Below are 18,013 nucleotides of genomic sequence, written 5' to 3' on the forward strand. Positions count from 1 at the left end.
CGGCGGGTTACTGGCGCGCCACCGCGCGCACCGCCGCCTGCACCGCAGCGTAGTCTGGCTCTGTGGCCGGGTCGTCGCTCACCCAGCGGTAGACCACCCGGCCATCCCCGTCCAGCACGAACACCGAGCGCTTGGCCACCCCAGAAAGCACACCCCCGGCAAAGTTGGGGTCCTCGATGCCGAACGCCCGCACCGCCTGGCGGTGGAAGTCGCTGAGCAGGGGGAAGGGCAGCCCGTGTTGCTCGGCGAAGGCCCTCTGGGCAAACGGGCTGTCCACGCTGATCCCCACTACCTGCGCCCCCACCTGGGTGAAGGCCTCCAGCCCGTCGCGCAGCGCGCACATCTCCCGCGTGCACACCGTGGTGAAGGCCCCGGGGAAGAAGGCCAGGACCAGCGGCCGGCCGAACAGCTGCGACAGCCGGACGGCCTGGCGGTCGCGGTTCACCAGGGTGACGTCTGGGGCGAGGTCCCCTACTCTTACCTCCGCCATGAACGATCCCTCCTCCCAGGTTGTTTGTCTTAGTGTACCCCGACGGGTCTGCGGCGCGGAGCCTGCCCAGATCACACAGGGGCAAGGAGTCGCTCCCGAGCTGACCGAAACCTATCGTGCGAAACCGCCGGAGCGCACCCCCGCTTCGGTGTCCGGAGGAGGCTTATGGCTGCAGTGCTGGAGGGTCGACTGTTCATCGACGGCCGCTGGGTGGAAGGCGGGCCTCCGGTAGAGGTACGGAACAAGTACAGCGGCGAGGTCATCGGCGCCCTGCCCACAGCCCGCCGGGAGGATGTGGAGGCCGCCGTCGAGGCCGCGGCCCGCGCCGCCCCGCTCGCGGCCGAGATGCCGGCGCACCGGCGCGCCGACATCCTGGCCCGTGCCGCTGCCCTGATCCGGGAACGGCGCGAGGAGTTCGCCCGCACCATAGCCGCGGAGGCGGGCAAGGCGCTCAAGTTCGCCCGCGTGGAGGTGGACCGCGCCATCACCACCTTCACCATTGCCAGCGAGGAGGCCCGCCGCCTGCACGGGGAGACGGTTCCGCTGGATGCGGTCCCGGCGGGGGAGGGTTATTTTGGGTTCTGGGTGCGCCGGCCCGTCGGGGTGGTGGCCGCCATCTCTCCCTTTAACTTCCCCCTCAACCTGGTGGCCCACAAGGTGGCACCGGCCCTGGCAGCGGGCAACACCGTGGTGCTGAAGCCGGCCACCTGGACGCCGCTCACCGCCGTCAAGCTCTGCCAGGTCCTGGCGGAGGCGGGGCTGCCCGCGGGAGCCATCAACCTGGTGGTAGGGCCGGGGGGCACGGTGGGGGAGTGGCTGGTCACCCACCCTCAGGTGGCCAAGGTCACCTTCACCGGCAGCCCGGCGGTGGGGGAGCGCATCGTCTCCATCGCCGGCATCAAGAAGGTGACCCTGGAGCTGGGAAACACCTCCCCGGTGATCGTCGCCCCCGACGCGGACCTGGAGTTCGTGGCCCGCCGCTGCGCCGTGGGGGCCTACTACAACTCGGGACAGGTGTGCATCTCCGTGCAGCGAATCTACAGCGAGCGCCAGGTCTATGAGCCGTTCACCGAGCGGTTCGTCCAGGCCAGCGAGGCCATGGTGGTGGGCGACCCCCTGGATGAGCGGGTGGACGTGGGCCCGATGATCGACGCCCGCGAAGCGGAGCGGATCGAGGGCTGGGTGCGGGAGGCGATGGCCGGGGGAGCAAGAGTGCTCACGGGCGGCCGGCGCGATGGTGCCGTCTACTGGCCCACCGTGCTCACCGACGTCCGGCCGGAGATGAAGGTGGTGGCGCAGGAGGCGTTCGCGCCGGTGGCCTCGGTCATCGCCATCGACGACTTTGCGGAGGCGCTGCGACAGGCTGACGCCACCGAGTACGGCCTGCAGGCTGCGGTCTTCACCCGGGACATCTCCCGCGTCTTCCAGGCGGTGCGCCGCCTGAACTTCGGCGGGGTGATCATCAACGACACCCCGGTCTTCCGTGCCGACCACATGCCCTATGGCGGCAACCGTCGCAGCGGCATTGGCCGGGAGGGCGTCCGCTACGCCATGGAAGAGATGACCAACATCCAGATGGTGGTGTTGCGGCTGGCGGAGTCGTAGGGGTAGAGAGGCCGGCAGGCCCCTCGGCACTCCTCAAGGGCACCGGCCACTCCAGATGTAAACTCGGCCCGGGCCGAGTTTACGACGACACGTTGCGCAGGGCGCCCCAGATCCCCGGGTGGCCGTGGCCAACCTCAAGACGCGGACAGGGCATGCCCCGCGCCCGCAGGTCCCGCAGCACCGCCGACCAGCTCTCCGTCGACTCCAGGTCGTCCAGCCGCTGGTCCGCTACGCCTCCTCAGGCGGCCTGCCCGCGCCATGCTCAACTTGCCTAGCCGACCGCTCCAACACGCTGCGCAGCCGCTCGGTTACATGAGAACTTCCCGTGTCGCGCAGACGAAAGAGGATTACGCTAACCACATGACTGCCTGAGGAAGCCACAATCTCGCCAAAATCGAGGTCGAATGTGATGAGGATGCGGCCTTCCGCCGAGGCAAGTTCGAAGACTTCACGATCAGTCAGCCGCTGCAGACCTCGATCACGAAGATGGACGACGTCGTGCCCATCGGCGCGAAGCCAGTCGACGACCCGTTGGGCCACACCCGCGTCCGCGAGGAATCGCAAAGTTTCAAACTTCCCTGTCTACGGGACGTGGACTTCTTCTTGAGCCAGCCACGCAGCATATTCAACTGCTTGGCGAATGTCTTCTGGTTCGAGATCCGGGTACACGCCGGACAGCCGATCGGCCGGATTTTCATGCCGTGGACAGCAAAGTGCGCATGGGCGCCGCTGATCCGGCTCGGCCCGGGCCGAGCTCCCTCCAGATAGCCGCGGCCCCTGGCAGGCTTCCGGGATTCTCCCGCAGGCCATGCCTCCCTGGGGAGTCGCCTCAGCCGGTGGTATAGTCAGTTACGTGACGGGTTTTCCCGGCGTGGACCTGCGCGGCACATGGCTCTGACCTTCCTGCTTGCAATCGGGCTCGGCGTACTGCCGGCGGGAGCCCAGCCGGCGACACCAGACTTCAGGCAGACGCTGCTCGCCCGCTGATGGCCCTGGAGGCGGACCTGGCCTGGGTGCGCGCCCACACCCCGCTCATGCGGCGGGCGGCGGAGCGCCTGGCCGGCGAGGACTGGAGGGGCCAGGTGCTCTGTCTGGTCATCCACCTGGACCTGAAGATGGTTCCGGTGGTCGAGGCCCTGTTGCGCACCGGCGCGGAGGTGCTGGTACTTGGGGCGAATCCTGCCACCACCCGCGACGAGGTGGTGACCCGGCTCGCCGCCGCGGGCGCACAGGCGCAGGCCGCAGCCGGGATGGACGAGGCCGCCCGCCTGGCGGCGGCGGACTGGGCCATCTCCCGGCGGCCCGCCTTCCTCTGCGAGATGGGCGGCGAGGTGACGGTGCGTCTGATCCGCACGCGTCCCGATGTGGCCTCGGGGGTGCACGCGGGGATGGAGGCCACCGGTACGGGGCTGCGCCGCCTGGCGGAGATTGACCTCCCCTTCCCTGTCTTCGACTGGGACCGGTTGCCCCTGAAACAGGGCCTGCACAACCGCCACCTGGTGGGGTTGATGGTGTGGAACACCTTCCTCAACGTCACCGGACTCTCCCTGCACGGACGGAGGGTCCTCGTCCTGGGCTTCGGGCCGGTAGGGCGCGGCATCGCCGACTATGCTCACCGGTTGGGGGCGGTGGTGGCAGTGGTCGATCCGGACCCGCGCCGCCAGGTGGAGGCGCGCCACCAGGGGTGCCTGGTGGCGTCGCTGGAGGAGGCGCTGCCGCAGGCGGAGGTCGTGGTCACGGCCACCGGTCGGGAGGGCGTCCTGGGGCCACCGCACTTCGGCCTGCTGGCGCCGGGGGCGATCCTGCTGAACGCCGGACACTCCAGCGGGGAGATGGACGTGGCCACCCTGCGCCGCTTCCCCACGGCGCCCGTTCGCCCCCACATTGAGGCGGTGGACCTGGAGGGCGGGCGGCGGGTCTACCTGCTGGCCGGCGGAGCCATGATCAACCTGGCCGCCGGCCCTGGCGATCCGTTCGACGCCTTCGACCTGACCGCCGCCCTCATGCTGGAGGGGGTGCGCTTCATGGTGCACCACCACCGCGACTTCCCACCCGGCGTGCACCTCTTCCCCGCCCAGGTGGAGCAGGCTGTGGTAACGAACCTGGAGTGACGGCCTGATGCAGGTCACGGTATACCGCGAAGATGGCGTGGCCACTGACCCGGAGCAGCCGCTCCCGGCGCTCCTGGAGAAGGATGGGCAGGCCGTCTGGGTCGCCCTGGACCGGAACCGTCCCGCCGACCTGCAGGCGCTCACCGAGGTCTTCCACTTCCACCCCCTCGCTGTCGAGGACGCGCAGAAGACCGGGCAGCGACCCAAGGTCGAGGCCTACGACGAGCACCTCTTCCTCACCGTGCATGCCGCCCGCGGCGACCACGGCGCGGCGCTGGTGCTGGATGAGGTGGACATCTTCTTCACGCCACGGGCCGTGGTCACCGTGAGCCGGGGCGATCTGGGGGTGTTGCAGGAGGCGCGGGGGCGGCTGACCCGCGCGCCGGGACGGCTGCGCCGCGCCCCCGACTTCGTTCTCTACACCCTGCTGGACGCGGTGGTCGACTCCTACTTTCCGGTACTGGACCGCATCGACGCTCAGATCGAGCGCCTGGAGGATCACCTCTTCCACCGTCCTACCGGCCGCACACTGGGTGCCCTCTTCCGCACCAAGCGCGCTCTGCTGCAGGGGCGGCGGCACGTGGTGCCCCTGCGGGATACGCTGAACGTGCTCATGCGGCGGGAGACGGCCCTGGTCACGGAGGCGGTCATTCTGTACTTCCGCGACATCTACGACCACGTGCTGCGCATAACCGACCAGATCGACACGCACCGCGACCTGCTCAGCGGCGCCCTGGAGATCTACCTGACGCTGGTCAGCAACCGGCTGAATGAGGTGATGAAGGTGCTCACGGTGATCACGGCTGTCTTCGCCCTGCTCACCGTCATCACGGGGATCTACGGCATGAACTTCCTCCGACCGTTTCCTCCGTTTGAGGCCCCCTACGGGTTCTGGGTGATCATCGGCGCCATGGTGCTCCTGGCGGCGGCCATGGTGGCCTTCTTCCGCCGCGCGGGGTGGGTCTGACATGGGTACCTACCCCGCCTTCGGCTTCCTCACCCCCCAGAACATGGGGCTGCTCACCGACCTCTACGAGCTGACCATGGCGGATAGCTACTTCCGCCAGGGGATGAACGACCCGGCCACCTTCGACGTCTTCATCCGCGAACTGCCCCCCGACCGCGCCTTCCTGGTCAGCGCCGGTCTGGAAGCGGTACTGCACTACCTGGAGCACGTGCGCTTCGACAGTGAGGCGCTGGCCTACCTGCGCTCCCTGCGCCGGTTCAGCCAGGGGTTCCTGGACTACCTGCGGGACTTCCGCTTTTCCGGCACCGTGCGCGCCATCCCCGAGGGAGAGGTCTTCTTCCCCCAGGAGCCGCTGCTGGAGGTGACCGCGCCACGCATCGAGACGCAGCTCATCGAGACCTTCCTGCTGAACACGCTGAACTTCCAGGTGACCATTGCCTCCAAAGCGGCCCGCGTGGTCCTGGCAGCCCGGGGGCGGGACGTCATCGACTTCTCCCCGCGCCGCGACCACGGCGCCGACGCCGCCCTGAAGGTGGCCCGCGCCGCCTACATCGGTGGGTGCGTGGGCACCTCCTGCGTGCTGGCGGGGCACCTTTACGGTATCCCCGTGTTCGGTACCATGGCCCACTCCTACGTGATGTCCTTCCCTGACGAGCTGACGGCGTTCCGCGCATTCGCTGCAGACTTCCCGGAGAGCTCGGTCCTGCTCATCGACACCTATGACACCCTCAAAGGGGCCGCGCGGGCCATCACCGTGGCCCGGGAGCTGGCGGCCCGGGGGTACAGGCTGCGCGGAGTGCGCATCGATAGCGGCGATCTGGTCGCCGCCAGCCGAGCGGTGCGGGCCCTGCTGGACGCCGCCGGGCTGCAGGAGGTGCAGATCGTCCTCTCGGGCGGCCTCAATGAGTACAAGATCGCCGACCTGCTGGACGCCGGCGCCGCCGCCGACGCGTTCGGTGTGGGCACGGAGCTGGGCACCTCCGCCGATGCCCCCTTCGTGGAGGGCGTCTACAAGCTGGTAGAGGACGCCTCTGGATATCGAGTGAAGCTGAGCACTGGCAAAGCAACGCTGCCGGGTCGCAAGCAGGTCTGGCGCATCACCGACTCCCAGGGGGTGCTGCAGCGCGACACCGTGGCCCTGGCCGACGAGGCCGGGCCGCCAGGGGCGATGCCCCTGTTGGTGGAGGTCATGCGCGCCGGCCGAACCGTGCACACGGATACCCTGGCAGCCATGCGAGACCGCTGCCGCCAGCGCCTGGCGCACCTGCCCCCGCCCTTGCTGGCCCTGCGGGGCACGGGCAGCCCTCCGGTGCGTTTCAGCCCCGCCCTGGAGGCGCTGAGGGAGCGCATGTACGCCCAGGTGGAGGAGGTCAACGGGTGAGGGCCGCGGCGACGCCGGTCCTGGTGCTGCTGCTGGCGGTGGCGTCCGCGGGGACCGCAGCGGCGGAGCCGATCACCGTCATCGTCGACGGTGCGCCCCTGGTCCTGGATGTCCCCCCGGTGCAGATCGCGGGACGGGTGCTGGTCCCGCTGCGGGAGATCTTCGAGCGGCTGGGTGCGCAGGTGGTCTTCGACCCCGTGGCCCAGACCGTCACTGCCGCCCGCGACACCGTCACCGTCGTCCTGCGCCTGGGCAGCCGGGAGGCGCGGATCAACCAGCGAATCGTCCTGCTGGAGGTTCCCCCGCTGGCGCTGCGCGGCCGCACCATGGTCCCCCTGCGCTTCGTCAGCGAGGCCCTGGGTGCGCGCGTGGACTGGGACGAGCGCTCCCGCACCGTGTTCATCTACGCCGCCGCGCCCCTACCGTCACCCACATCCCCGGCGCAGACCATCGAGGGCACCCTGCTGAGGGTTGACGTCGTCCAGGGCCGCCTGCACGTGCTGGCGGGCGCCCTGCTGCACGTGATCGTGGTCACCCCCGAGACCTCCATCCTGCGGCGGGAGACCACCAGCGGCGCCGGGGGATCGGTCAGCCTGGGCGAGCTGCGGCCTGGCGATCAGGTGACCGCAGTGGTAAACGCCCGTCTGGAGGCGGCGGCGGTGCGGGCGGCGTACCGCCAGGTTCGCGGCACCGTGGCCCTGATCACCCTGCGCACGGTCACCCTGCAGGACGGCTCCGCCTTCCCGCTGCACCCGGACCTGATGGTCTCCGGCCGGACCAGGACCCGGGAGGAGATCGTCCCGGGAATGGTGGTCGTCCTCCGCCTCAACCCCTCAACCGGCATCGTCTGGGAGATCACGGTGGAGTAGACCCAGGCGCGCTACACCGCCTCCTCCCCGTAAGCAGCGATGATGCGGGCCACCAGGTCCACGGTCTCCTCGAAGTCGGCCAGCCGGATGTGCTCGTTGGGGGCGTGGCCCCCGCTGGCCCAGTAGGAGCAGCCGAGACTGACGATTGGTACCCTCAGGGTCGAGCCCAGGGGGTACATGGGACCGGTGCCCCCGGAGGTGGGCTTGAGCAGCACCTGCCGTCCGGTAGCCTGCGCGGCCACGCGCGCCACCAGTTGCACGAAGGGATCGTCCAGCGGCGAGCGGTAGGCGCGCTCTCCACCCAGCAGCCGCACCTCGACGTCGCCGAAGTCGAGGGTGGTGAGGTGTCGCCCCACCAGCGCCGCGATCTCCTGGGGATCCTGGTCGGGGACCAGGCGGAAGTCCACCTTGGCCGTCGCCCGGTGCGGCAGGACGGTCTTGCTCCCTGGACCGGTGTAGCCGCTGGTAAACCCGCAGATGGTGCAGGTGGGGCTGAAGTACAGGTCGTACTGCGCCCCCTCCGCACTCTTCCCCCCGATCCAGGAGCGCACCCCGTAGTACGCCTTGCGCTGCGCCTCGTCGAAGGGCAGGCGGCGCAGGGCAGCCTCCTCCTCCGGGGTGGGCGGGCGGACGCGATCGTAGAAGCCCTCCACCAGGATCCGCCCCGTCGCCGGATCCTTCAGCGTGGCCAGCGCCCAGATCAGGCGCATGGCGGCACCCTCCACGATGGCTCCGTACTGGGAGTGGAGGTCGCGTGCCGCCGTCACCAGGCTCAGGTCCAGGTAGCAGATGCCTTTCACCCCCGCAACCAGGTTCAATCGCTCCTGCATATCCCGCTCGCCGAACTCCCAGATACAGGCGTCCCCGGCCAACAGGTCGCGGTACGCCCGGAGGTAGTGGGCCAGGTGCACGCTGCCGGTCTCCTCCTCCCCCTCTACGATGAACTTCACCCGGCAGGGCAGGCCGCCCCGCGCCTCCCGCAGCGCCCGCACCGCCCACAGCCGCGAAACCAAGTCGCCCTTGTTGTCGGCGGCACCGCGCGCGTACAGCCGGCCGTCCCGCACCGCGGGCTCAAAGGGCGGCGTGACCCACTCCGGCAACGGGTCGGGCGGCTGCACGTCGTAGTGGTCGTAAAAGAGCAGGGTGCGCGCCCCCTGGCCGGGGAAGAGGGCAACCACCAGGGGTGCTGCGTCCTCGGTCCGCAGCACCGTCACCTGGGCCGCAGCCTCCCGGAAGAGCGAGGCCACCAGTGCGGCGCACTCGGGGATCCCCTCCCCTGTGGCGGCGACCGACGGCTGGCGCAGCAGCCGCTGCAGGTCGGCCAGCGCATCGTCCGTTCGCGCACGGACCACCTCCCTGAGGCGATCCACAGGCCCACCTCCCTCTGTGTGCTGGACCAGAAACTGCGGAGCTGAACGCTTGGAGACTTCTTCCGCCCGCAGTAGAGTTATCCTTGTGGACCAGGTGGTCATCCGCCCCATCGGCGACAGCGCCACCCTGCGGGCGCTGGAGGAGGTGCAGCGGCGGATCTGGGGCGGACCGGACAGCGAGGTGGTCCCGGCCCACCAGCTCCGCGCCGTCGCCGCCGCCGGCGGGGTCGTCCTGGGCGCGTTTGCCCCCGGCGGGGAGGTGATCGGCTTCTCCTACGGTTTCCTGGGGCGGCGGGAGGGAAGGCTCTTCCTCCACTCGCACATGACCGGCGTCGTGGAGGAGTGGCGGGGGCGGGAGGTCGGCTTCCGCCTGAAACGGGCGCAGCGGCAGGAGGCGCTGGCCCGCGGCCTGGAACTGATCGTCTGGACCTTCGACCCCCTGCAGAGCGTTAACGCGTCCTTCAACCTGCACCGCCTGGGCGCGGAGGCGCGCCGCTACCATGTCAACTACTACGGCGAGATGAACGACGCATTGAACCGCGGCGTGGAGAGCGACCGCCTGGAGGTGGACTGGCACCTGACGGCTCCCCGTGTGGTGCGGCTGATGGAGGCGGATGCGCCACCGCCTGCAGCTCGGCTCGCGGAGGGACCGGTAGCCCTGGCCGCACGTGGCGGTCCCCTCCCCCGGCCGGGCGATCCCGTCCTGGACCATGACGCCCCACAGGTCCGCCTGGGGATCCCGCCGGACTTCACGGCCCTGCGGCGAACGGACCTGGCGCTGGCCCGGGAGTGGCGCGCGGTCTCCCGCCGCGTCTTCCAGGCGTACTTCGACCGCGGCTACGCGGCCGTGGACTTCGTCCGCACCGCGGGGGGAGGAGAGTACGTGCTCAGACGATCCGATGCGGATTGAGGCCGTCGAGCTGCGGCAGGTCGCCCTTCCCCTGCGCTTTCCCTTCGAGACCTCCTTTGGCCGGTCGGAGAGCCACGTCTGCCTACTGGTGCGCGTCTTCGCCGGTGGAGCCGAGGGCTGGGGGGAGGTCCCCGCGGAGAGCGCCCCGCTCTACAACGAGGAGGACGTGGACACGGCGTGGCACATCCTGGAACGGTTCGTCGTTCCCGCGGTCCTGGGCCGGGATATCGCCCATCCGCTGGATTTTCCCCCGCTGGTAGCCCGCATCCGCCGCCACCACATGGCCAAGGCCGGGATGGAGGCCGCGCTGTGGGACCTCTACGCCCGGCAGCAGGGGCAGTCGCTGCAGGCGGCGCTGGGAGGGACTCAGGAACGCCTCCCCGTGGGGGTTAGCCTGGGCATCGAGCCTGAGGTGGACATCCTCCTGGACCGCATCAGCAGCTTTCTGGCGCAGGGCTACCGGCGGATCAAGGTCAAGATCAAGCCGGGGTGGGACGTGGACGTGGTCAGGGAGATCCGCGCGGTCTTCGGAGACATCCCCCTGCAGGTGGACGCCAACTCCGCCTACACGCTGGCGGATGCCGCGGTCTTCCGCGCCCTGGACGGGTACGGCCTGCTGCTTATTGAGCAGCCACTGGAGGAGGACGACCTGCTCGACCACGCCGCCCTGCAGGCGCAGCTGCGCACGCCGCTGTGTCTGGACGAGTCCATCGTCTCCCCCTCCGTCGCCCGTAAGGCGCTGGAGGTTGGCGCCTGCCGGGTGATCAACATCAAGGCGGCGCGGGTAGGGGGGCTCTCCGCCGCCGTTGCCATCCACGACCTCTGCCGCGACCGCGGCGTGCCCGTCTGGTGCGGAGGCCTGCTGGAGACCGGGGTGGGCCGCGCCGCCAATCTGGCGCTGGCCAGCCTCCCCAACTTCACCCTGCCGGGAGACCTCTCCGCCAGCGACCGCTACTACCAGGAGGACATCATCGACCCTCCGGTGGTCCTGGAAGCGGACGGGACCATCCGCGTCCCCACCTCTCCCGGCCTGGGCGTGACCGTGCGCCTCGACCGCGTCGAAGCCGCCTCCAGGCGGACCGCGCTCTTTCGCTAAATACCCGGATGGACGTCGGCACCATCACCATCCGGCAGTTCGACGTCGCGGACTATCCCGCGCTGGTGGCGCTGGGCAACGCGGTGTATGCGGACTACCCCTGGTCGGAGAAGGAGCTCCGCCACTGGGACAGCCGGTACGACGGTGTGCGGGTGCACCTGCGCCGTCTGGTGGCCGAGGACCTGCAGCAGTGGATCGTAGGGTGGGCGGAGTACCACCACGAGCCGCACGAGTACCACCCGCAGAAGCTCTCCATCGACCTGGGCGTCCACCCCCAGGTGCAGGGGCGCGGCATCGGCGCGCGCCTCTACGACGCGTTGCTTCAGGAGCTGGCGGCGCTGAACCCTCTGGTCCTGTGGGCCCGGGCACGGGAGACCTCCCTGCGGGGGGTGCGCTTCCTGGAACGGCGCGGTTTCGTGGAGCGGCGGCGGGCCTGGGAGTCCCGCCTGGAGGTGGCGCGCTTTGACCCCCGCCCCTTCCAGGAGAAAGCGGAGCGGGCAGTGCAGGGGCTGGTGCTGACCACGGTGGCAGAAGAACGGGAAAAGGACCCCGAGTGGCTGGCCAAACTGTACGACCTGGACCTGGAGGTCGAAGCCGACGTTCCCCGGGTGGGAGAGTACACCCCGCGGCCGTTCCAGGAGCAGGTGCGCCACCTCCTGAAGAACCCCGGGTGGATCCCGAAAGCCCACTTCCTGGTCGTCGACGGCGACCGCTATGTGGCCCAGAGCAACCTGTTCCGAAGCGAGCGGTTGCCCGACGTCCTCTACCAGGGGATCACCGGAACGCGTCGGGCCTACCGGGGGAGAGGGCTGGCCCTGGCCCTGAAGCTGCGCACCGTGGAGTACGCCCGCCGAGGGGGATACCGGGAGATCCGCACCTGGAACGACTCGCTGAACGCGCCCATGCTGCACATCAACACGGCGCTGGGATTCGTCCGCCAGCCGGCCTGGATCACCTTCGAGAAGGTGGTGCGGTCGGGAGCCGTTCGGAACTCGTCCCTGAAAAGATGAGTGTACAGGCTCTCCCGGTGCTCACCCTGCGGGGGAACCCCCGCCAGCAGGGGCGGCAGCACGGCGAAGGGCTGCGGGAGGCGGTCGCCCACAACGTCGAGGTCTACCTGCGCCGCTTCCTAACCGACGGCCGGCTCACCCGCCAGGAGGTGGAGCGGCGGGCCGCCGCCTACCTGGACGTCTTCACCGGGGAGAGTCCCCAATACCGGGAAGCCATGGAGGGCATCGCCGAAGCCAGCGGGCGGACGCTGCTGGAGATCGCCATGCTCAACGCCCGCTATGAGATCCTCTACAGCGCCTACTCCGCCATCGGCATGGCTGAGGCCGCCGGAGGGTGCACCGCGTTTGCCGCCTCGCGCGCGGTCACCGCCGACGGACACCTCTGGATCGGGCAGACCTGGGACTGGATCCCGGGGGTGCGCGGCGCCCTGCTGGACCTGGAGGAAGATGGCCTGCGCATCCTGGCCTTCACCGAAGCTGGCATCGCCGGCGGCAAGATCGGCATGAACGCAGCGGGCGTCGGTCTGGTGGTCAACGGCCTGCTCAGCAACCTGGACGACTGGGCCCGCCTGGGGGTGCCCTTCCACCTGCGCACCGCAGGGATCCTGCACAGCCGCACCCTGGCCGAGGCAGTGACCCGGGCCACCGAGGGTGTGCACGCCTGCTCCGCCAACTTCCTGGTCGCCCGGGGCGGCGGAGCAGGGAGGGACGGTGCTGAGGAGGTGGTGGACCTGGAGACCTCGCCCGCGGGGTGGGTGGCCCATACCCCGGTGGGCGGTACGCTGGCCCACGCCAACCACTTCCTGCAGCCGCAGCGGCTGGCCATCTGGCAGCCGCTGCGGGAGGAGCGTTCCTCCACCTACCTCCGCTGCCAGCGGATGGCCCACCTGCTGGCCGAGCGCGCCGCGACCGGCCCCCTGACGGTCTCCGACCTGGAGGCGCTGCTGGCGGACCACCACGGGCGACCCGACTCCATCTGCCGCCACCCCAATCCCCGCCTGCCGCAGGAGGAGCGCTCGGAGACGGTCTTCGCCGTGCTGATGGACCTGGACGCCCTGGAGATGCGCTATGCGGCGGGGGCACCCTGCACCGCGCCCTTCCGCAGCCGCTCACTGCTCTGATCAGGTGCGGTTTAAACCGCGTCTGCCGGGCTGCTCGCCCACTACTGACCAGCAGCCAGGCGCTCCAGGATCCTCCCCAGGCGCTCGATCTCCGCTGAGTAGCCGCTGAAGTCGCCGGAGCGCAGCCGCTCCCGGGCGCGCCGGTAGACCTGGAGCGCCTCCCGGATCAGCCGCTCGCGCTCCGCACTATCCGACGGGGGCGCGCTGGGCGGTGAAACCTGCGGAGCTGACGGGGGGCCCAGAGGCGGGCGCCGACCCAGCACACCGGCCAAGGCCCCCTCGAAGGTCTCCGCCATCTGGATGCGCGCCCCGGTGGCGGCGATGACGCGCTTTAGCTCCGGGAGCTGGCTGCGCTCCGCCTGGAGGAAGAGGGGTTCCACGTAGAGCACCCCCTCCTCGATGGGGATAACCAGGAGGTTGCCGCGGATCACCCGGGAGCCCTGCTGGTTCCACAGGGTGATGGCCTGGGAGATCTCCGGGTCCTGGTTGATCCGGGACTCGACCTGCATCGGACCGAAGACCACCGACTGCTTGGGGAAGCGGTAGACCACCAGCTGGCCGTAGTTTGGCGGGTCGTTGCGCGCCGCCATCCAGGCGATGAGGTTGTCCCGGTTCACCGGGGTCAGGGGCAGGATGAGGACGAACTCCGGCGGGGCCTCCGGCTGGGGCTCCAGGCGCATGGTCACGTAGTAGGGCTCCACAGGCACGGTCTCGTTGCCGAAGACCTCGGTGGGGATGGCCCAGGCGTCCTCCCGGTTGTAGAAAACGCGCGGGTCCCGCATGTGGAAGGTGGCGTAGACGCGGGCCTGAATCTCGAAGAGATCCACCGGGTAGCGGAAGTGCGCCGCCACCGCCGGCGGGGCTGCGGCTGCCGGCCGGAAGAGCTGGGGGAAGATGCGCGCCAGGGTACGCGCCAGCGGGTCGGTGGGGTCCACCAGGTAGAAGGTGACTGTACCGTCGTAGGCGTCCACCACCACCTTCACAGAGTTGCGGATGTAGTTCAGGCCCGCCTCCACCGGCGTGCTGTACGGGTAGCGGGAGGAGACGGTATAGGCATCGATGATCCACACCAGCCGCCCCTCCGCTACCACCAGGTAGGGGTCGCGGTCGTAGCGGAGGAAGGGGGCGATGTGCTGCGCCCGGGCCAGGATATTGCGCTGGAAGAGCAGGCGGCTGCGGGAGGAGAGGTCGGTGGAGATGGCCAGTTTCAGGTCGGCGAAGCGGTAGGCGAAGGCCAGGCGGTTGAGCCAGTGGAGGCGGATGCCGGCGCGGCCCCGGTAGGTGGTGTAGACGTTCCGGTCGCCCCGGGGGTAATCCAGCTCCTGCACCCGCGTGTTCACGATCACGTAGTGGTTGGTCAGCTCGCCGAAGTAGATGCGCGGCTCCCTCACCTCCAGGCCGGGCAGCGACTGCGGCGGGATGTCGCGGATCCACAGCTCGGGCATCCCCTCCTCAGAGATCAGGTTCACCGGACTCATCACCAGGCCAAAGCCGTGGGTGAAGACCAGGTGCTCGTTGACCCAGCCGCGGGCCTGCAGGCGGCTGAGGTCCACCTCCCGCGCTGCCAGCATCACCTGCCGCTGCACACCCTGCGCCAGCCACCTGCCCGTGCCGGCGGCGGACGCGGAGGGCAGGCGGTAGCGGTCGATGTCCACATCGACGAAGGTGTAGTACTGGCGCAGGGTCTGCAGCTGCCGGTAGGCGGCCAGCAGCGGGCGGTAGTCCCACAGGCGTACGTTCTCCAGGGTGGGACGGTTGCGGGCCACGTCTTCAGCCGTCACAGGCCGGCCGGGGAACTCCCGCTCCCGCACCCGGCCGAGCCCGAAGCCTTCCAGCGTCCCCCGGATGTTGCGCTGGATGTACGGTGTCTCCAGCGTCAGCTCGCTGGGGCGCACCCGCAGCGACTGCACCAGCCCCGGCAGCAGACGCAAACTGGCGAACCAGGCCACGATGGTCACCAGGATCACGGCCACGGCAAAGCGCATGGTGCGCAGGCGCACGTTGGCCAGCATCAGCACACCGGCTGCGGCGAAGAGCCCCGCCAGCACCCGCAGCGCCGGCAGCACCACCTGGACGTCGGTGTATCCTGCTCCGGTTACCACGCCGCCTTGCGAGTAGACCAGGGCGTAGGCGTCCAGCCAGAAACCCCACCCCCGCACCAGCAGCAGCAGCCCCACCAGCAGGGAGACGTGGGCGCGCACGCGCAGGGGGATGCTCCACAGGCCGCGGATGAGCAGCGGAGCCAGGTCCAGGTAGGAGCCGACCACCACCACAAGCAACGCTGCGATCAGCCAGCCGAAGAGGAAGGACGCCGCCCACTGGTAGACGGGGAGGCGGAACACGAAGAAGCTTACATCCTTGCCAAAGAGAGGGTCCGCGGTGCCGAAGGGAACGGCGTGCACAAACTGCTGGAACATGGTCCAGCGGCGGCTCTCGGCCACGCCCGCCAGCACGGCCACCACTCCGATCACGGCCGCCGCCACCCGCACGGCGTCGAACCCCCGGCCAATCCGCCGGACCATGCGCCCCCGGGGACCGACCTCCAGGTCGATGACCTGCGGCGGGCGGCGCAGACGGCGCAATAACGGCAGCACGTTCAGGAAGAGCAGGACGAAGAGCCCACCACCCACCGCCAGGGTGACGGCGATGCGGGAGAGCAGCGGCACCCAAAAGACGCGGCGGTAGCCGACTTCGCCGAACCACAGCCAGTCCGTATACCAGCGGGCCAGCGTGGGCAGGAAGACGAAGAGCAGGACCAGCAACAGGACCAGCGAGAGCCTCAGCCCGAGTCTCATACCCCCTGGTTTTCGCCCCACCGCAGCCATCCCCCTGGCAGGGCCCGTCGGGGCGACTACAATCGAAGGAGACCGCTGGAGGATGGGGGTATGGCGCCGCACAGGGCTCGGTGGGAGGACAGGGTGGCGTCGCAGGCGATGGCGGAGATTGGGGGGCGGATGATGGACGTCCAGGTGACCCGAGAGCAGGTTATCGATGTCCTGCGCACGATCTACGACCCGGAGATTCCCGTGAACATCTGGGACCTGGGGCTGATCTACGACCTGGCCCAGAGCGGAGGGGAGGTGAAGATCACCATGACCCTTACCGCCATGGGCTGTCCCATTGGCCCGATGATCGCCGCGGAGATCGAGAACAAGCTGCAGGCCATCGGGGTGGAGAGCGTCACGGTGGACTTTGTGTGGACTCCCCCCTGGACGCCCGAACGGCTAACCCCCGATGGGCGGGAGCAGCTGCAGATGATGGGGTATCCGGTATGAGGTACCCAGGAATCGCGCCCGATTCCTGGGTACCCCCTCACCCGCGCCCCCCGGACGGGCTCCCGGCAGGCATCTCGGCGCTGCGCCGCCTCCGACCAAAGAGACGCTCCCCCATCCGTCCGAGGCCAAATCCCACCAGGCTCACTCCCACCAGCGGGGCTGCCAGCAGCCCCACCGGCACCAGGGCCAGCAACGTCAGGTAGAAACGGAAGCCCTCGCCCAGGTCGGGCAGGTAGTAGGGGTAGCGCACTCCCCAGCGCGCCAGGAAATGCAGCGCCAGGAGCAGCAGCGAGTAAGCACTGAGGTAGGCTGTCCCCAGCCCCGCCAGCGCCCCCGCGCCGGTTCCGCGCCGCCGGGCGGCCCATCCTGCCACCAGTGCACCCAGGGCCACCGAGATGGCCGCGTCCGCCGTCCGTCCCCGAAAGAACGCCTCCAGCAGGTCCTCCCGGTTGATGATGGAAAGGGAGAAGGAGTAGCCGCGTCCGTAGAACAGCCCCAGGACCACACCGAAGAAGACCACCGTACCCCACAGCGCCGGCAGCAGGTCGCGCCGCGGGCGGGGCAGGAGGAAGAAGGTGGCAGGCAACAGGGCCGCCCCCAGGGCCAGGGGGAGACGCCGGGCGCGGTCCCCTGCCAGCGCCCGCTGCAGCCATTCGGCCCGCTGTCGCGCCAGGTCGTCGGAAGCGGCCAGCATGGCGTCGGGACGGGGTCCTCCCAGCGGCGTGGTGAACACCGGGAAGCGTCGCCCCAGCACCGCCGGGGTGTAGACCTTCTCGTGGAATGCCGCCTGCTGCTGCCCCCACCGCTGCTCCAGTCCCTCGGGGATGGTCGACAGCGCCTCGATCAAGGGGCGCCCGAGGCTGTGCGCCGGCAGCGGCAGCCCCAGCAGCGCGGCCACCGTGGGCGCGATGTCCGCCTGCCGGGCGTCGAATTCGTCCCCCGGCTCGATCCCAGCCCCCAGGAACATCAGCGGCACGGTACGCACCACCGCCTCCCGGCCGCCGTGCCCCCCGCGGTCGATGTGCCCGTGGTCGGAGGTGATTACCACCGCGGTGGAGGTCAGGTCCACCCCCTGCAGCAGGCGCGTCAGCTCCTCGTCGATGAGGCGGACGCTGTCCCGGTAGGGCTGACTGGTGGCCCCCGCCCCATGGGCCATCAGGTCGGGCGCGGGGTAGTGCAGGAGCACCAGCGCCGCCGGCCCCTGGAGGAAGCGGGTCCCGGCGGCGGTAACCGCAACGGAGGTGTCGTGGATCGCCGGCAGGTCGGTGTAGGCGGGATCGGGGACGGAGACGAACTCGTCGACGCTTCCGACGAAAAGCATCGCCCACCCCGGGTGGCCGGCGGCGGCCGTGACGCGGCCGCTGCGCTTTGCGGCCGCAAAGAGGTGGTCCACCCGCACCGCCCCCTGGTGCCAGTTTGTGGTGACCCCGCTGATCTCGGGAGGCGCGCCCGAGAGGATGGTGGTCCACCCCGGATAAGAGAGCGAGGGCTCCCCCACAAACGCCCGCCAGAGTGAAGCTCGAGAACGGTAGCGCTCCACCAGGCTCATCCGCTGGAAGGCGTCCAGGCGCAGGCCGTCGATGACCACCAGGATCACCCGCTGGGCCAGCGGCGGCCCGCCGGCCGTGGAGTCCAGGGGAACGGTGAAGGGCGAGGCGTAGCGGACGTACTGGAGGAAGGCATACGCGGCCAGCTGCCTGGCGCCCAGGCCGGCCGCGAAGAGAAGCAGGACCACCACGCTATAGGCAAAGAGAGTGCGGGACTTCACCGCTCAAACGATTCGGGGCTGATACGGCATCCCCTTGCGC

15 protein-coding genes are annotated in these 18,013 nt (G+C 69.8%); 10 read left to right on the forward strand and 5 right to left on the reverse strand.

The window, feature by feature from the left end:
* Positions 1-7: 7 nt before the first annotated feature.
* Entirely contained in the window at positions 8-490 is a 483-nt protein-coding gene (locus QN152_03020; GenBank protein MDR7538488.1) for a redoxin domain-containing protein, read from the reverse strand.
* Positions 491-655: 165 nt separating this feature from the next.
* Here QN152_03020 and QN152_03025 point away from each other — a divergent pair, with 165 nt between their 5' ends.
* Positions 656-2,095 (forward strand): aldehyde dehydrogenase family protein, encoded by a 1,440-nt coding sequence (locus tag QN152_03025; protein MDR7538489.1) that lies wholly within the window; start codon positions 656-658, stop codon positions 2,093-2,095.
* A gap of 228 nt (positions 2,096-2,323) precedes the next feature.
* Here QN152_03025 and QN152_03030 read toward each other — a convergent pair whose 3' ends face one another.
* Positions 2,324-2,659, reverse strand: coding sequence for a DUF5615 family PIN-like protein (locus QN152_03030; GenBank protein MDR7538490.1), 336 nt, complete (start codon positions 2,657-2,659; stop codon positions 2,324-2,326).
* A gap of 422 nt (positions 2,660-3,081) precedes the next feature.
* Here QN152_03030 and QN152_03035 point away from each other — a divergent pair, with 422 nt between their 5' ends.
* From QN152_03035 to QN152_03050, 4 genes are read left to right on the forward strand one after another with little or no spacing between them, the layout of a single operon-like run.
* Positions 3,082-4,206 carry an NAD(P)-dependent oxidoreductase gene (locus tag QN152_03035; GenBank protein ID MDR7538491.1) on the forward strand — a complete coding sequence of 375 codons (1,125 nt, stop codon included), beginning with the start codon at positions 3,082-3,084 and terminating at the stop codon, positions 4,204-4,206.
* 7 nt (positions 4,207-4,213) lie between these two features.
* On the forward strand, positions 4,214-5,173 hold the full coding sequence (gene corA / locus QN152_03040; protein MDR7538492.1) for a magnesium/cobalt transporter CorA: 960 nt from the start codon (positions 4,214-4,216) through the stop codon (positions 5,171-5,173).
* A 1-nt stretch (position 5,174) separates the two neighbouring features.
* Positions 5,175-6,554 (forward strand): nicotinate phosphoribosyltransferase, encoded by a 1,380-nt coding sequence (locus QN152_03045; GenBank protein ID MDR7538493.1) that lies wholly within the window; start codon positions 5,175-5,177, stop codon positions 6,552-6,554.
* Complete coding sequence (locus QN152_03050; protein MDR7538494.1) at positions 6,551-7,423, forward strand: copper amine oxidase N-terminal domain-containing protein; 873 nt, start codon at positions 6,551-6,553, stop codon at positions 7,421-7,423. Before QN152_03045 ends, QN152_03050 begins: the two co-directional genes overlap by 4 nt.
* A gap of 11 nt (positions 7,424-7,434) precedes the next feature.
* Here the strand turns inward: QN152_03050 and QN152_03055 are convergent, their stop codons facing one another.
* Positions 7,435-8,793: a M20/M25/M40 family metallo-hydrolase gene (locus QN152_03055; protein ID MDR7538495.1), complete on the reverse strand. Its 1,359-nt coding sequence runs from the start codon at positions 8,791-8,793 to the stop codon at positions 7,435-7,437.
* Positions 8,794-8,842: 49 nt separating this feature from the next.
* Between QN152_03055 and QN152_03060 the strand changes: the two genes are divergently transcribed.
* From QN152_03060 to QN152_03075, 4 genes are read left to right on the forward strand one after another with little or no spacing between them, the layout of a single operon-like run.
* Entirely contained in the window at positions 8,843-9,703 is an 861-nt protein-coding gene (locus QN152_03060) for a GNAT family N-acetyltransferase (GenBank protein ID MDR7538496.1), read from the forward strand.
* The gene (gene menC, locus QN152_03065; GenBank protein ID MDR7538497.1) at positions 9,693-10,799 is read left to right on the forward strand and encodes an o-succinylbenzoate synthase; all 1,107 of its coding nucleotides are present in this window, start codon (positions 9,693-9,695) and stop codon (positions 10,797-10,799) included. Before QN152_03060 ends, menC begins: the two co-directional genes overlap by 11 nt.
* Positions 10,800-10,807: 8 nt before the next feature.
* A complete protein-coding gene (locus tag QN152_03070) occupies positions 10,808-11,809 on the forward strand; it encodes a GNAT family N-acetyltransferase (protein ID MDR7538498.1) in 1,002 nt (333 codons plus the stop codon).
* Positions 11,806-12,930, forward strand: a complete 1,125-nt coding sequence (locus QN152_03075; protein MDR7538499.1) for a C45 family peptidase — start codon at positions 11,806-11,808, stop codon at positions 12,928-12,930. The genes QN152_03070 and QN152_03075 overlap by 4 nt, the downstream gene beginning before the upstream one ends.
* Before the next feature lie 41 nt (positions 12,931-12,971).
* Here QN152_03075 and QN152_03080 read toward each other — a convergent pair whose 3' ends face one another.
* Positions 12,972-15,725 carry a UPF0182 family protein gene (locus tag QN152_03080; GenBank protein ID MDR7538500.1) on the reverse strand — a complete coding sequence of 918 codons (2,754 nt, stop codon included), beginning with the start codon at positions 15,723-15,725 and terminating at the stop codon, positions 12,972-12,974.
* A gap of 123 nt (positions 15,726-15,848) precedes the next feature.
* Between QN152_03080 and QN152_03085 the strand changes: the two genes are divergently transcribed.
* Complete coding sequence (locus tag QN152_03085; protein ID MDR7538501.1) at positions 15,849-16,205, forward strand: iron-sulfur cluster assembly protein; 357 nt, start codon at positions 15,849-15,851, stop codon at positions 16,203-16,205.
* Positions 16,206-16,242: 37 nt separating this feature from the next.
* On the opposite strand, the gene QN152_03090 is transcribed toward QN152_03085, so the two are convergent.
* Positions 16,243-17,973, reverse strand: a complete 1,731-nt coding sequence (locus QN152_03090) for an alkaline phosphatase family protein (GenBank protein ID MDR7538502.1) — start codon at positions 17,971-17,973, stop codon at positions 16,243-16,245.
* Positions 17,974-18,013 lie beyond the last annotated feature (40 nt).

The organism is Armatimonadota bacterium (assembly GCA_031459715.1).
Taxonomy (GTDB): Bacteria; Sysuimicrobiota; Sysuimicrobiia; order Sysuimicrobiales; family Humicultoraceae; genus Humicultor; species Humicultor tengchongensis.

Bases quoted from the DNA above. Each gene is read 5' to 3' on its own strand.
- QN152_03020 (MDR7538488.1), bottom strand. From the start codon at position 490: ATGGCGGAGGTAAGAGTAGGGGACCTCGCCCCAGACGTCACCCTGGTG.
- QN152_03025 (MDR7538489.1), top strand. From the start codon at position 656: ATGGCTGCAGTGCTGGAGGGTCGACTGTTCATCGACGGCCGCTGGGTG.
- QN152_03035 (MDR7538491.1), top strand. From the start codon at position 3,082: ATGGCCCTGGAGGCGGACCTGGCCTGGGTGCGCGCCCACACCCCGCTC.
- corA (MDR7538492.1), top strand. From the start codon at position 4,214: ATGCAGGTCACGGTATACCGCGAAGATGGCGTGGCCACTGACCCGGAG.
- QN152_03045 (MDR7538493.1), top strand. From the start codon at position 5,175: ATGGGTACCTACCCCGCCTTCGGCTTCCTCACCCCCCAGAACATGGGG.
- menC (MDR7538497.1), top strand. From the start codon at position 9,693: ATGCGGATTGAGGCCGTCGAGCTGCGGCAGGTCGCCCTTCCCCTGCGC.
- QN152_03070 (MDR7538498.1), top strand. From the start codon at position 10,808: ATGGACGTCGGCACCATCACCATCCGGCAGTTCGACGTCGCGGACTAT.
- QN152_03075 (MDR7538499.1), top strand. From the start codon at position 11,806: ATGAGTGTACAGGCTCTCCCGGTGCTCACCCTGCGGGGGAACCCCCGC.
- QN152_03080 (MDR7538500.1), bottom strand. From the start codon at position 15,725: ATGAGACTCGGGCTGAGGCTCTCGCTGGTCCTGTTGCTGGTCCTGCTC.